The sequence below is a fragment of the Bordetella genomosp. 2 genome (genome assembly GCF_002261345.1).
GTDB lineage: Bacteria > Pseudomonadota > Gammaproteobacteria > Burkholderiales > Burkholderiaceae_B > Bordetella_A.
In genome coordinates, this window is sequence record NZ_NEVT01000003.1 from 854,981 (window position 1) to 868,421 (window position 13,441).

The 13,441-nt window shown below is 68.8% G+C and carries 12 protein-coding genes; 9 read left to right on the forward strand and 3 right to left on the reverse strand.

Annotated elements, in window-relative coordinates:
* Positions 1–13: 13 nt before the first annotated feature.
* Together CAL24_RS06215 and CAL24_RS06220 are read left to right on the forward strand one after the other, a co-directional pair.
* Positions 14–1,246, forward strand: coding sequence for a CaiB/BaiF CoA transferase family protein (locus tag CAL24_RS06215; RefSeq protein WP_028356321.1), 1,233 nt, complete (start codon positions 14–16; stop codon positions 1,244–1,246).
* Entirely contained in the window at positions 1,243–2,019 is a 777-nt protein-coding gene (locus CAL24_RS06220; protein ID WP_094806053.1) for an enoyl-CoA hydratase/isomerase family protein, read from the forward strand. The genes CAL24_RS06215 and CAL24_RS06220 overlap by 4 nt, the downstream gene beginning before the upstream one ends.
* A 154-nt stretch (positions 2,020–2,173) precedes the next feature.
* Here the strand turns inward: CAL24_RS06220 and CAL24_RS06225 are convergent, their stop codons facing one another.
* The 3 genes from CAL24_RS06225 to CAL24_RS06235 form a co-directional block, all read right to left on the reverse strand.
* A complete protein-coding gene (locus tag CAL24_RS06225; protein ID WP_094806055.1) occupies positions 2,174–3,289 on the reverse strand; it encodes a hypothetical protein in 1,116 nt (371 codons plus the stop codon).
* 62 nt (positions 3,290–3,351) lie between these two features.
* Complete coding sequence (locus CAL24_RS06230; RefSeq protein ID WP_094806057.1) at positions 3,352–4,182, reverse strand: NAD-dependent epimerase/dehydratase family protein; 831 nt, start codon at positions 4,180–4,182, stop codon at positions 3,352–3,354.
* Between the two features lie 8 nt (positions 4,183–4,190).
* A complete protein-coding gene (locus CAL24_RS06235) occupies positions 4,191–5,837 on the reverse strand; it encodes an electron transfer flavoprotein-ubiquinone oxidoreductase (protein WP_038854074.1) in 1,647 nt (548 codons plus the stop codon).
* A gap of 114 nt (positions 5,838–5,951) precedes the next feature.
* Between CAL24_RS06235 and CAL24_RS06240 the strand changes: the two genes are divergently transcribed.
* The 7 genes from CAL24_RS06240 to gsiB all read left to right on the forward strand — a co-directional run bounded on the left by CAL24_RS06240 (position 5,952) and on the right by gsiB (position 13,405).
* The gene (locus CAL24_RS06240) at positions 5,952–6,410 is read left to right on the forward strand and encodes an acyl-CoA thioesterase (protein WP_170947033.1); all 459 of its coding nucleotides are present in this window, start codon (positions 5,952–5,954) and stop codon (positions 6,408–6,410) included.
* An 85-nt stretch (positions 6,411–6,495) separates the two neighbouring features.
* Positions 6,496–7,194, forward strand: a complete 699-nt coding sequence (locus CAL24_RS06245) for a CoA transferase subunit A (RefSeq protein WP_028356315.1) — start codon at positions 6,496–6,498, stop codon at positions 7,192–7,194.
* 12 nt (positions 7,195–7,206) lie between these two features.
* Complete coding sequence (locus CAL24_RS06250; RefSeq protein ID WP_028356314.1) at positions 7,207–7,857, forward strand: CoA transferase subunit B; 651 nt, start codon at positions 7,207–7,209, stop codon at positions 7,855–7,857.
* A gap of 163 nt (positions 7,858–8,020) precedes the next feature.
* Positions 8,021–8,905, forward strand: a complete 885-nt coding sequence (locus CAL24_RS06255) for a MurR/RpiR family transcriptional regulator (protein WP_028356313.1) — start codon at positions 8,021–8,023, stop codon at positions 8,903–8,905.
* Positions 8,902–9,879: an isoaspartyl peptidase/L-asparaginase family protein gene (locus CAL24_RS06260; protein ID WP_094806059.1), complete on the forward strand. Its 978-nt coding sequence runs from the start codon at positions 8,902–8,904 to the stop codon at positions 9,877–9,879. Before CAL24_RS06255 ends, CAL24_RS06260 begins: the two co-directional genes overlap by 4 nt.
* A 54-nt stretch (positions 9,880–9,933) precedes the next feature.
* Positions 9,934–11,808, forward strand: a complete 1,875-nt coding sequence (locus tag CAL24_RS06265; protein WP_094806060.1) for a dipeptide ABC transporter ATP-binding protein — start codon at positions 9,934–9,936, stop codon at positions 11,806–11,808.
* A 34-nt stretch (positions 11,809–11,842) separates the two neighbouring features.
* Positions 11,843–13,405 (forward strand): glutathione ABC transporter substrate-binding protein GsiB, encoded by a 1,563-nt coding sequence (gene gsiB, locus CAL24_RS06270; RefSeq protein WP_028354335.1) that lies wholly within the window; start codon positions 11,843–11,845, stop codon positions 13,403–13,405.
* Positions 13,406–13,441: the final 36 nt, after the last annotated feature.

Consider the following 13,441-nt stretch of genomic DNA (forward strand, 5'->3'; position numbering starts at 1 on the left):
CGAGGACTTCAGCATGAACCAAGCCACCCCGAGCGCCACGCCGTCTGCCCGTCCATTGCCGCTGGCCGGCGTGCGAGTCATCGACCTGACCCAGGTCATGGCGGGCCCGTATTGCACCATGCTACTGGCCGACATGGGCGCCGATGTCATCAAGGTCGAGCCGCCCGGCACGGGCGACCAGACGCGCGGCGCCATGGGGTTCAAGATGAAAGGCGACGACAGCCTGGGCTTCATGAACCTGAATCGCAACAAGCGCAGCGTCACGCTGAATCTCAAGAGCGAGGCCGGCCGCGATGTGCTGCTGCGCCTGGTCGAGCAGGCCGACATCCTGGTCGAGAACTACCGGCCCGGCGTCATGCGGCGCCTGGGGCTGGACTACGACACCCTGCGCGAGATCAACCCCGGCCTGGTGTACGCCAGCATCTCGGGGTTCGGCCAGAGCGGCCCGTGGTCGCAGCGGCCTGGCTACGACCTGATGGCGCAGGCCATGTCGGGCGTCATGAGCGTGACCGGCCATCCCGGCGGGCCGCCGGTCAAGGCCGGCGTGCCCGTGGCCGATATCGGCTGCGCGCTGTTCGCCACCTATGCGGTGCTGGCGGCGCAGATCGGCAAGATGCGCGGCGGCGGCGGCCAGTTCATCGACGCCTCGCTGTTCGATTCGGCCATGGCGTTCTCGGTATGGGACATTTCGGAATACTGGGGCACCGGCAAGGTGCCCACGCCGCTGGGCACCGCCAACCGCATGAGCGCGCCCTACCAGGCAGTGGCAGCGTCCGATGGCTACTTCGTGATGGGCGCCACCAACAACAAGCTGTGGAAGCTGCTGTGCGACACCATCGGCCGCCCCGAGCTGCTGGCCGACGAGCGGTTCAAGGATATCTCCGCGCGGCTGGCCAACCGCGAGGTGCTGATCGAAGCGCTGGAGCAGACCTTCCGCACCCGCACGCGCGCCTACTGGACCGAGGCGCTGCTGGCGGCCGGCATCCCGGCCGGCCCGATGCAAAGCTACCCCGAGGCATTCGAAAGCGAGCATGCGCGGCATCGCGGCATGCGGCTCGACATCGCGCATCCGGTCGAGGGGTCGATCCCCAACATCGGCTTCGCGGTGAAGCTGTCGGATACGCCGCAACAGGTGCGCATGCCACCGCCCTTGCTGGGCGAGCATACACAGGCGGTGCTGGCCGAGCTGGGTATCGGCGGCGCCGAGTTCGATCGTCTGCAGGCGTCCGGAGCGTTCGCATCATGACTGACGGAAAAGTCCATTTGCACATCGAGGGCGGCATCGCCGCCGTGGTCTTCGACCGGCCCGACGCGCGCAATGCCATGACCTGGTCCATGTACGACGAGCTGGCGTCGATCTGCCAGGCGCTGGCCCCGCGCGACGATATCCGCGTGGCCACGCTGCGCGGCGCGGGCGGCCAGGCGTTCGTGGCCGGCACCGATATCGAGCAGTTCCGCGCTTTCGCCTCGGGCGAGGACGGTATCCGCTACGAGGCCACGATCGACGAGCGCGTGCAGTTGCTCGAATGCCTGCCGTTTCCCACCGTCGCCGTGATCGACGGCTACGCCATCGGCGGCGGCCTGGCGCTGGCGGCCGCCTGCGATTTCCGCGTCGCCACGCCGGCCGCCTCGTTCGGCGTGCCGATCGCCCGCACCCTGGGCAACTGCCTTTCCAGCGCCAATACGGCGCGCGTCGTGGCGGGCTTCGGCGCGGCGCGCACCAAGCGCATGCTGATCCTGGCCGAGACCATCGGCGCGGCCGAGGCGCGCGATTGCGGTTTCGTGCACGAGATCGTCGAACCCGAGGCCCTCGACGCCACGGTGGAGGCGCTGTGCCGGCGCCTGGCCGGCAACGCGCCCCTGACCATCAAGGCCGCCAAGGAAACGATCCGCCGCCTCACCGTCGAGGGCCTGGCGCGCAACGACGACCTGGTGCGCGAGTGCTACGGCAGCCGCGACTTCCACATCGGCATCGAGGCCTTCCTCGACAAGCGCCGTCCGCAGTGGACCGGCCGCTGAGCTGTGGCGCCCGGCCGTAGGTGTCTGACACCCCGAGTCGCGTTCGTTGCCAGTGCAGGTGGGGTGTCAGACACCTTGTTTGGGAAGCGTGCGGCCGTAGGTGTCTGACACCCCGTGCCGCGTTCGTTGCCAGTGCAGGGCATTCCATGGGGTGTCAGACACCTGGATACCCACTGCGCGGGGCCCCGAATTGCGGGATGCGCGCGTTCGGCAGAGGCAGATACCGGAAAGCGCGCGCCAGCGCCGCCACGTCGAGTCCCGCGCGCAGCAGGTAGGCCACCGCCTGGCCGGCCGCCTGCAGGGCGGGCGTGCGTCCCGGACAGGCATGGCGACCGGCGCCGAAGGTCCAGGCGGTCGCGCCGGCATCGGCCATGGCTGCCGCGGCCAGCACCAGCAGCACGCTGGCGCCGGCGGGCAGCTCGATGTCCGCCAGGACCAGCGGCCGCGCCAGGTAGCGGCGGGTGTTGTGGACGGGCGGATCGAGCCGCGCGCAGTCGGCCGCCGCCTGCAGGCACAGGTGCTGGTCGGCGCGCGCGGCGGCTGCCCGGGCGGGATCGCGGCCCAGTGCCACCAGCGTATTGCCGATCAGGCCGGCGCCGGCCTCGCACGATTGGAACAGCAGGCCGGCCAGGTTGGCGGCGAGCGTCTCGTCGTCGACGCCGGCTCCGGCGGCGCGGCAGCGCAGCGCGGCCAGGGCGCACGTGGCGGGCTGGCGCTCCAGGTGCGCCAGCAGCCTTTGCCGCAGGCGCGCGGCGGCCGCGTGGCCGGCCGCGATCTCGGCCGGCCGGGCCGTCGCCCGCAGCGCCGCGCGGAACTGCGTCACGTCGCGCGCGCATGGCTCGGCCTCCGCCTCAGGCAGGCCGAGCCGCCTGGCCTGGGCGTAGACCGGCGCGTCGAACAGGAAGCGGTCGAGGGCGGCGGGGCCGTCCGGCACGGGCGGCCAGTGCGCCGGCGGCCGCGCCCCAGGTTCGGCCAGATAGGCCTCCAGCAATGGTTTCAGCGCGGCATGCCGGGGACTGTCGATCATGCGGACGAAGCGGCTGAACAGTGCGCCTGCCGCGCCACCCTGCAACGCCTGTGGCACCGGCTCCTGCGCCGGCCTTACGCGCGCCGCGGGCTCATCGAGCAGGGCACGGACGACAGCCGGCGCGCTGGCGACCCACAGGCCGAGCGCCGCGTCGCGATACAGCGGCCGGCCGCGCGCGAGCGCGCGGTAGTAGGGGTAGGGGTCGGGATGCGTGACGGCGCTGATGGGATCGATGGCAGGCATGGCAACAGTGTGCCGCGCCGCCAGCGGTCGTGATTCGATGCGGATCGAAGCGTCGTCCGGATTCAGGCCAGCAGCGCGGCGTAGCCGGCGCGCGCGTCGGGCCATTGCAGCGCCAGGCCGCTGGCGCGCAACCGGGCGTTGCTCAGCCGCTTGCTGCCGACATTGGGCGGGGCCGGCCCGTCAGCCGGCGCCGGGGCGCCCGCCAGGCCGGCCAGGTGGGCGTACAGCTCGTGCAGCGGCAGCGGGGTGTCGTCGCAGCCCAGGTACACCGGCTCGGCGCGCGGCAGGTACAGCAGGTGATCGGCCGCCGCGGCGGCGTCGTCGATATGGATGCGGTTGGCCCAATGCGGCGGGTGGCGGGGCGCGCGCGCCTGTCCGGCGCGCAGGCGCTCGACCAATTGCAGCCGGCCGGGCCCGTACAGGCCGGCGAGCCGCAGGGCTACGGAGTCGAGCGGCTGGGCGGCGAGCCAGTCTTCGGTGTCGAGCAGGGTCCGCCCATTGAAGCCGAGCGGCGCGGGCGGCGTGGTTTCGTCGACCCAGTCGCCGTGGTGCTCGCCGTAGACGGCCGACGACGAGACGAACAGCACGCGGCGCAGGGCGGCGGTGTCCAGCGCCGCCAGCAGGGCGGGCAGGCCGTCGCGGAACACCGCGCGATACACGGCCGGGTCGCGCGCCCCGGGGGCGGGCAGGTAGGCCAGCCGGGTGATGCCGGCCGGCAGGCCGCGCAGGGTGTCCGGCCGGGTGAGGTCGGCGCGCAGCCAATGGATGCCGCTGGCGTCGTCGGCCGGCGGCTGGCGCCGCAGCGCCCAGACCTCGGCGCCGCGGGCCTGCAGGCGGCGGGCCAGGCGCAGGCCGAGGTCGCCGCAACCGGCCAGCAGCACGCGTTCGGCCATGGCCGCGCCTACATGCCGCTGTAGACCGGGCCTTCGCCGCCTTGCGGAGCGACCCACACGATGTTCTGGGTGGGGTCCTTGATGTCGCAGGTCTTGCAGTGCACGCAGTTCTGCGCGTTGATCTGCAGGCGGTCGTCGCCGTGGTCGTCCTTGACGAACTCGTAGACGCCGGCCGGGCAGTAGCGCGCCTCCGGGCCGCCGTACTTGGCCAGGTTGACGGCCACCGGCACGGTCGGGTCCTTTAGGGTCAGGTGGACCGGTTCGTTTTCCTCATGGTTGGTGTTCGAGATGAACACCGAACTGAGCCGGTCGAACGTCAGCTTGCCGTCCGGCTTGGGGTAGTCGATGCGCGCGCATTCCGAGGCCGGCTGCAGGCAGGCGTGGTCGGGCTTGGTGCGGTGGATGGTCCAGGGGATGTTGCCCTTGAGCACCAGTTGCTCGATGCCGGTCATCAGGGTCGCGATGGTGCGGCCCTTCTTGAACCACTGCTTGAAGTTGCGGGCCTTGTTCAGCTCGGTGTGCAGCCACGACGATTCGAACGCGGCCGGGTAGGCGGACAGTTCGTCCTGGCGGCGGTCGGCGGCCACGGCGTCGAACGCGGCCTCGGCGGCCAGCATGCCGGTCTTGATGGCGGCGTGGCTGCCCTTGATGCGCGAGGCGTTCAGGAAGCCGGCCTCGCAGCCGACCAGCGCGCCGCCCGGGAAGGTCAGCTTGGGCAGCGACAGCAGGCCGCCGGCCGTGATGGCGCGCGCGCCGTAGGCAATGCGCTTGCCGCCCTCGAACGTGCCGCGGATCGCGGGGTGGGTCTTGTAGCGCTGGAATTCCTCGAACGGCGACAGCCAGGGGTTGGCGTAGTCCAGGCCCACGACCATGCCGACCGCCACCAGGTTGTTGTCCAGGTGGTACAGGAACGAGCCGCCGTAGGTGTCGGCGTCGAGCGGCCAGCCGGCGGTGTGCACCACCAGGCCGGGCCGCGCCTGGGCCGGATCGACTTCCCACATTTCCTTCAGGCCGATGCCGTATGCCTGCGGGTCGCGGCCGTCGTCGAGCTTGTAGCGCTCGATGAGCTGGCGGCCCAGCTGGCCGCGCGAGCCCTCGGCGAAGATGGTGTAGCGGGCCAGCAGTTCCATGCCGGGCTGGTAGTGGTCGGTGTGCGATCCGTCGCGCGCCACGCCCATGTCGCCGGTGGCCACGCCGCGCACGGCGCCGTTCTCGTCGTAGAGGACCTCGGCGGCCGCGAAGCCGGGGAAGATCTCGACGCCGGCGGCTTCGGCCTGTTCGCCCAGCCACTTGACCACATCGCCCAGGCGGACGATGTAGTTGCCGTGGTTCTGGAAACAGGCCGGCAGCATCCAGTTGGGGGTGCTGCGCGCGCCGGTGCGGGTCAGGAACAGGAACTGGTCCTGGGTGACCGGCACGTTCAGCGGGGCGCCCTTGTCCTTCCAGTCGGGGATGAGTTCGGTCAGGGCCAGCGGGTCCATGACGGCGCCGGACAGGATGTGGGCGCCGATCTCGGCGCCTTTCTCGAGTACGCAGACGCTCAGATCGTGGTTGCGTTCGGTGGCGAGCTGCTTGAGCCGCAAGGCGGCGGCCAGGCCGGCGGGCCCGCCGCCGACCACCACCACGTCATATTCCATTGACTCGCGTTCGGACATTACACAAATCCCCTCTATGTGCCTTCTGGTGATGCAAAGAAGTATTATCGACGATTGTATTGCAGCCGGCCGCCCCGTGCCCCGGCAGCTTGATTCTCGTCAGGAGCACCATTCGTGAACCGGGATTCCCAGCCCGCGCGCACCCTCGAGGTGGGCGATTGCCACCAGGTCGAACTGCCCATGCGATGGGGCGACGCCGACGCCCTCAATCACATGAACAACACCATCTACTTCCGCCTGATGGAAGAGGCCCGCATCCAGATTCTCTACGCTGCGGGCCTGGCGCTGCCGGCCGACCAGGGCTTCATCCTGGCGCATGTGTCCTGCGATTTCCTGCGCGCGTTCACGTATCCGTGCACGGCGCGGGTCACCCACCGCGTGACCCGGCTGGGCCGCTCCAGCGTGGAGCATGAGCTGATGCTCGAGAAGGTGGGCGACGATACGGGGCCGTACGCGCGCGGCCGCTCGGTGCTGGTATGGATGGATTTCATCGCCAACCGCTCGCAGCCCTGGCCGGCGGACGTGCTGGCGCGCCTGGCCGGCCAGTTCGTGCCGGCCTCCGCATGCCGTTAAAATCGGCGCAAACCAGAATACGACCGGGCGTGCCACCCCCCGCAGCCGCGCCCTTTGGACCCGACCCTTACTAGGAGCAGGAGAGATGGACAAAGTTTATGCAAGCGCCGCCGAGGCGCTGGCAGGCATCGTCAAAGACGGGCAGATGGTCGCCGTGGGCGGCTTCGGCCTGTGCGGCATTCCCGAGGCGCTGATCGCCGCGTTGCGCGATTCCGGCGTCAAGGACCTGACTTGCATCAGCAACAACGCCGGGGTGGACGGCTTCGGGCTGGGCCAATTGCTCGAGACGCGCCAGATCCGCAAGATGATCGCCTCGTATGTGGGCGAGAACAAGGAATTCGAGCGCCAGTACCTGGCCGGCGAGCTCGAGCTGGAATTCACTCCGCAGGGCACGCTGGCCGAGAAGCTGCGCGCCGGCGGCGCCGGCATCCCGGCGTTCTTCACCCGCACGGGCGTCGGTACGATCGTCGCCGATGGCAAGGAACTGCGTGAGTTCGATGGCCACCAGTACGTCATGGAGCGCTCGCTGGTACCGGACGTCTCGCTGGTCAAGGCGCAGGTCGCCGACCGCAGCGGCAACCTGGTGTTCCGCAAGACGGCGCGCAATTTCAACCCCAACGTGGCGATGGCCGGCAAAGTCACCGTGGTCGAGGTCGAGCAGATCGTCGACACGGGCTCGCTCGATCCCGACCAGGTCCATCTTCCCGGCATCTACGTGCACCGCATCGTGCTCAACGCCCAGCCGGAAAAGCGCATCGAAAAACGCACCACTCGCCCGGCCTAAGGAGAATACGACATGGCATGGTCCCGCGATGAAATGGCGGCGCGCGCCGCGCGCGAGCTGCAAGACGGTTTTTACGTGAACCTGGGCATCGGCCTGCCCACCCTGGTGGCCAACCACGTCCCGCCGGGCGTGGAAGTGTGGCTGCAGTCGGAAAACGGCCTGCTCGGCATCGGCCCGTTCCCCACCGAGGACGAGGTCGACCCGGACCTCATCAACGCCGGCAAGCAGACGGTGACGACGCTGCCCGGCTCGTCGATCTTCTCGTCGGCCGATTCGTTCGCGATGATCCGCGGCGGCAAGATCAACCTCGCCATCCTGGGCGCCATGCAGGTGTCCGAGAAAGGCGACCTGGCCAACTGGATGATTCCCGGGAAGATGGTCAAGGGCATGGGCGGCGCCATGGACCTGGTGGCCGGCGTGGGCAAGGTCGTGGTGTTGATGGAGCACGTGGCCAAGAAGAAGGACGGCACCGAGGACATCAAGCTGCTGCCGGAGTGCACGTTGCCCCTGACCGGCGTCGGGGTGGTCGACCTGATCATCACCGACCTGGGCGTAATGGAAGTGGGCGAGAACGGCCTGAAGCTGCTCGAACTCGCTTCCGGCGTGACGGTCGAGGAAATCCAGGCCAAGACCCAGGCGAGGCTGGACGTCTCGGGCCTGTAAGCCGCCCGTCGCCCAGCAAAACCCTGCTTCGGCAGGGTTTTTTTATTGCGCCACGGCAGGGTAATCCCGGAGTATGAAAATCTATTTTCTTATCTAAAATCTCGATGTAAACGAATTTACATCAATCGGCCCTCCGGCCGCCCTCCGCAGTCTTCGCCCCGTCATGACCAAGGCAGTCCCCCTGTCCGTGTCCGCCCGGATCGCCCGCGCGCAGCCTTCGTTCAGCCGTGCCCAGCATCGCATGGCCGAATATGTGCTGGCGCACCAGTTCCGCGTGGCCACCATGACCATCGACGAGTTCGCCGCCGCGGTGGGCGTATCGGTGGCGTCGGCCAACCGTTTTGCGCGCGCGCTCGATCTGCCGGGCTATCCGCAGTTCCGCGCCGAGCTGGCGCGCGGCTTCGAGGCGGCGCTCGAGCCGGTCGAAAAACTGCGCGTCGAACTGGCGCACTCCGCCACGGCGGCGCAGGTGATGGCGGCCACGCTCGAGGAAGACATCCGCAACGCCCAGCGCACGCTGCAGAACCTGGACGCCGACGCCTGCGAGCGGGCCGTCGATATCGTCCTGGGCGCCGATCGCGTCTTCATCATCGGCTTCGGCGCCAGCGGCTTCCTGGCCGGGCTGCTGCAGCGCGGGCTGTGCATGCACCTGCACGCCTGCGAATCGCTGGCCGGGCCGGGCGGGGTGTCGCACGCCGCGCGCCAGATGTCGCGCATGACGGCGCGCGACCTGGTGATTGCCATCGGCTTCCCGCGCTACCTGGCCGATACCGTGACGCTGGGCCGCGCGGCGCAGCAGGCGGGGGTGCCGGTGCTGGTGCTGACCGACAAGCCCACCTCGCCGCTGGCGCCCCTGGCGACGGTGGCGCTGTATGCCCACACGTCGCGCCAGGCTTCGGCCAATTCCGAGACCGGCGCGCTGGGGCTGGTGGAGGGCCTGTCGGCCGCGGTGGCCCACCGGGCCAAGAATTCAATCCAGGCCGCGGCCGGCGTGACCCAGTCCGTCATGCCGTGGCTCATCCATGGCGTAGGAGCAGGAAAAAGATGATTCAGCCGGTTATCGCGATCCACGGTGGCGCGGGCGCCATGTCGCGCGCCGCCATGTCGCCCGAGAAAGAGCAGGAGTTCCTGGCCGCCCTGGACCGCATTCTGGCGGCCGGCCAGGCCGTGCTGGCCGCTGGCGGCAGCGCGCTCGACGCGGTGACCGAAGCGGTGCGCCTGCTGGAGGACTGCCCGCTGTTCAATGCGGGCCATGGCGCCGTGTTCACCAGCGCGGGCACCCATGAGCTGGACGCCTCCATCATGGATGGCGCCACGCTGCGCTGCGGCGCCATCGCCAATGTCTCGCGCGTGCGCAACCCGGTGCTGGCGGCGCGCCAGGTCATGGAGCACAGCAAGCATGTGTTCTTCGTGGGCGCCGGCGCCGAGGAGTTCGCCCGCGCCCAGGGGCTGGAACTGGTCGATCCGGCGTATTTCTCGACCGAGGCGCGGCGCGAACAGTTGCTGCGCGTGCAGCGCGAGACGCCCGACGCGGCGGTGCTCGACCACGACGGCCAGGCCCTGGTGGCGCGCGGCCAGCCGGCCCCGGCCGACCCGCTGGACGCCGACAAGAAGTACGGCACTGTCGGCGCGGTGGCGGTCGACGCGCAGGGCAATGTGGCCGCGGCCACCTCGACCGGCGGCATCACCAACAAGCAGGTCGGGCGGGTGGGCGACGCGCCGCTGATCGGCGCCGGCTGCTACGCCAGCAACCGCAGCTGCGCCGTGTCCACCACCGGCACCGGCGAGATGTTCATCCGCGCCGTCGCCGCCCACGACGTGGCCGCCCAGATGGAATACGGCGGCGCCTCGCTGCAGGCGGCCGCCGATCGCGTGGTGTTCGAGACCTTGCCCGCGATCCAGGGCAAGGGCGGCCTGATCGCCGTCGACACCGCGGGCAATGTGGTCCTGCCGTTCAACACGGAAGGCATGTATCGAGGCTACGCCCGCGTGGGCGAGCCGCCGGTGGCGGCCATTTACTGATGGCCGTTGCGCAATACCGCTGCCCACGCGGCAGCCAGCAGGGGATGAAGAAATATGGTTGATCGCGCTAGCAGCCTGACGCTGCCTGACAACCGCGTGGTCCAGGTGGACGACCTGAGTGTGCGCTTTGCCACGTCGGAGCGCACCGTGGACGCGGTGCGCAATCTGTCGTTCCACATCGATCGCGGCGAGACGCTGGCCATCGTGGGCGAATCCGGCTCCGGCAAATCGGTCACGTCGCTGGCGCTGATGCGGCTCGTGGAACATGGCGGCGGCAAGATCGCCAGCGGCAGCATGCTGCTGCGTCGGCGCAGCGGCGCCGTGGTGGACCTGGCGCGCGCCTCGGGCGCGACCATGCGCGGCATCCGCGGCGCCGACGTCGCGATGATTTTCCAGGAACCCATGACGTCGCTGAATCCGGTGTTCACCGCGGGCGACCAGATCGCCGAGTCGATCCGCGTGCACCAGGGCAAGGACCGCGCCAGCGCCCGCGCCGAGGCGCTGCGCATGCTGGAGCGCGTGCGCATTCCCGAGGCGCGCCAGGTGCTGGACCGCTATCCGCACCAGCTGTCCGGCGGCATGCGCCAGCGCGTGATGATCGCCATGGCGCTGTCGTGCAAGCCGCAGCTGCTGATCGCCGACGAGCCCACCACGGCGCTCGACGTCACGATCCAGGCGCAGATCCTGCAGCTGATCCGCCAGCTGCAGGAAGAAATGGACATGGGCGTGATCTTCATCACGCACGACATGGGCGTGGTGGCCGAAGTGGCCGACCGCGTGCTGGTCATGTACCGCGGCGACAAGGTCGAGGAAGGCACCTCGGACGCCGTCTTCGAACAGCCCCGCCACGCCTATACGCGCGCGCTGCTGTCGGCGGTGCCGCGCCTGGGCGCCATGGCGGGCACCGACTCGCCGGCCAAGTTCCCGCTGCTGCGCGTCGATTCGCAAGGCGAGGAGCCGGCCATCGAACCGCACGACACGCTGCGCGACGATGCCCAGCCGATCCTGCGCGTCAAGGACCTCATCACCCGCTTCGACGTGCCCAGCGGCCTGTTCGGCAAGGTCAAGCGCAGGGTGCACGCGGTCGAGAAGGTCAGTTTCGACCTGTATCCCGGCGAGACGCTGGCGCTGGTCGGCGAATCGGGCTGCGGCAAATCCACTACCGGCCGCTCGCTGCTGCGCCTGGTCGAGAGCCAGAGCGGCGCCATCGAGTTCGGCGGCCAGAACATCCGCGACATGCCCACCAGCACGCTGCAAAGCCTGCGCCGCAATATCCAGTTCATTTTCCAGGATCCGTTCGCCTCGCTCGACCCGCGGGTCACGGTGGGCTTCTCGATCATGGAGCCGCTGCTGGTGCACGGCCTGGCCAAGGGCGAGGCGGCGCGCCAGCGGGTGGCCTGGCTGCTTGAAAAAGTCGGCCTGCCGCCCGACTACGCCAGCCGCTATCCGCACGAGTTCTCGGGCGGCCAGCGCCAGCGCATCGCCATCGCGCGCGCACTGGCGCTGAACCCGAAGGTGGTGGTGGCCGACGAGTCCGTGTCGGCGCTGGACGTCTCCATCCAGGCGCAGATCGTCAACCTGATGCTGGACCTGCAGCGCGAACTGGGCGTGGCGTTCCTGTTCATTTCGCACGACATGGCGGTCGTCGAGCGCGTCAGCCATCGCGTGGCCGTGATGTACCTGGGCCAGATCGTCGAGATCGGCCCGCGCCGCGCCATTTTCGAGAACCCGCAGCATCCGTACACCCGCAAGCTCATGGCCGCGGTGCCCATCGCCGATCCGGCGCGCCGCCACCTGAAGCGCGAGCTGCTGTCGGACGAGATTCCCAGCCCCATCCGGGCCGTCGGCGACGAACCGGTGGTCCAGCCGTTGGTGCAGGTCGCGCCGCGGCATTTTGTCGCTCGGCATCGCATCGCCGGCGCCTATTGATAAACAAGCCGTCTACCCCCCAAGGAGCCTGTTCATGAAGAAACGAGTCGATGCGCTGTTCCAGCGCAAAACCCTGGCGGCAAGCCTGCTGGCGTTGTCGGCCCTGACCTGCGGCAGCGCCGCGTTCGCGGCCAAGGACGTCGTGCTGGCCCTGAGCTCGCAAGCCGAGACGCTGGACCCCTATAACACCAACACCACCCTGACCACCGCGGTTACCAAGTCGTTCTACGAAGGCCTGTTCGAGTTCGACAAGGACCTGAAGATCAAGCCGGTGCTGGCCGAAAGCTACGAGGTCACGCCCGACGGCCTGACCTATACCTTCAAGTTGCGCCAGGGCGTCAAGTTCCATGACGGCACGGACTTCAACGCCGAAGCGGTCAAGGTCAACCTGGAGCGCGTGCTCAACCGCGACAACCACCTGGCCCGCTATAACCAGTTCAACCGCATCGCCAAGGTCGAGGCGGTGGACGCCGCCACGCTGCGCATCACGCTCAAGGAGCCGTTCGCGCCGTTCATCAACTCGCTAGCGCACGCCTCGGCCGCCATCATTTCGCCCGCCGCGCTGAAGAAGTACGGCAAGGACATCGCCTTCCATCCCGTGGGCACGGGCCCCTTCGTGTTCGACGGCTGGAAGCAGACCGATTATGTGAAGGGCAAGAAGTTCGACGGCTACTGGAAGAAGGGCTATCCCAAGGTCGACACCATTACCTGGAAGCCGGTGCTCGAGAACAGCACCCGCGCCGCCATGCTGCAGACCGGCGAGGCCGATTTCGCCTACACGCTGCCCTATGAGCAGGCCGCGCTGCTGCAAAAGAGCGACAAGCTGGACGTGCTGACCGGCGATTCGATCATCACCCGCTACATCAGCTTCAACGTGCAGCACAAGCCGTTCGACAACGTCAAGGTGCGCCAGGCCATCAACTACGCCATCAACCGCGAGGCGCTGGCCAAGGTGGCGTTCGCCGGCTACGCCTTCCCGGCCCAGGGCATCGTGCCGCAGGGCGTGACCTACGCCTACAAGATGGACCCGTGGCCGTACGATCCCAAGAAGGCCAAGCAACTGCTGGCCGAGGCCGGCTACCCGGACGGCTTCGAGTCGGTGCTGTGGGGCGGCTATAACAACACCACCACCCAGAAGGTGCTGCAGTTCGTGCAACAGCAGTTGCGCCAGGTCGGCGTGAAAGTCCAGGTGCAGGCCCTGGAAGTCGGCCAGCGCACCGAGATGGTCCAATCCGCGCCCGATCCCGCCACCGCGCCGGTGCGCATGTACTACGCCGGCTGGTCGTCCTCCACCGGCGAGGCCGACTGGGCGCTGCGTCCGCTGCTGGCCTCGGAATCGTTCCCGCCCAAGCTGAACAACACGGCCTACTACAAGAACGAACTGGTCGACACCAACATCGCCAAGGCCCTGCGCTCGGTCGACGACCAGGAGAAGGCCAAGCTGTACCAGGAAGCGCAAGAGCAGATCTGGAAAGATGCCCCGTGGGCCGCGCTGGTCACCGAGAAGATGCTCTATGCCCGCAGCAAGAAGCTGGACGGCGTCTACGTGATGCCCGACGGCAACATCAATTCGGGCGAGATCTCGGTTTCCGAGTAATCGCGTTCTCCTAGAACGGCCGATACACGGCCGATG

What these genes read in the sequence shown, in the direction of transcription:
- CAL24_RS06215 (WP_028356321.1), top strand. Translation starts at nt 14, where the DNA reads ATGAACCAAGCCACCCCGAGCGCCACGCCGTCTGCCCGTCCATTGCCG.
- CAL24_RS06220 (WP_094806053.1), top strand. Translation starts at nt 1,243, where the DNA reads ATGACTGACGGAAAAGTCCATTTGCACATCGAGGGCGGCATCGCCGCC.
- CAL24_RS06225 (WP_094806055.1), bottom strand. Translation starts at nt 3,289, where the DNA reads ATGCCTGCCATCGATCCCATCAGCGCCGTCACGCATCCCGACCCCTAC.
- CAL24_RS06230 (WP_094806057.1), bottom strand. Translation starts at nt 4,182, where the DNA reads ATGGCCGAACGCGTGCTGCTGGCCGGTTGCGGCGACCTCGGCCTGCGC.
- CAL24_RS06235 (WP_038854074.1), bottom strand. Translation starts at nt 5,837, where the DNA reads ATGTCCGAACGCGAGTCAATGGAATATGACGTGGTGGTGGTCGGCGGC.
- CAL24_RS06245 (WP_028356315.1), top strand. Translation starts at nt 6,496, where the DNA reads ATGGACAAAGTTTATGCAAGCGCCGCCGAGGCGCTGGCAGGCATCGTC.
- CAL24_RS06250 (WP_028356314.1), top strand. Translation starts at nt 7,207, where the DNA reads ATGGCATGGTCCCGCGATGAAATGGCGGCGCGCGCCGCGCGCGAGCTG.
- CAL24_RS06255 (WP_028356313.1), top strand. Translation starts at nt 8,021, where the DNA reads ATGACCAAGGCAGTCCCCCTGTCCGTGTCCGCCCGGATCGCCCGCGCG.
- CAL24_RS06260 (WP_094806059.1), top strand. Translation starts at nt 8,902, where the DNA reads ATGATTCAGCCGGTTATCGCGATCCACGGTGGCGCGGGCGCCATGTCG.
- CAL24_RS06265 (WP_094806060.1), top strand. Translation starts at nt 9,934, where the DNA reads ATGGTTGATCGCGCTAGCAGCCTGACGCTGCCTGACAACCGCGTGGTC.
- gsiB (WP_028354335.1), top strand. Translation starts at nt 11,843, where the DNA reads ATGAAGAAACGAGTCGATGCGCTGTTCCAGCGCAAAACCCTGGCGGCA.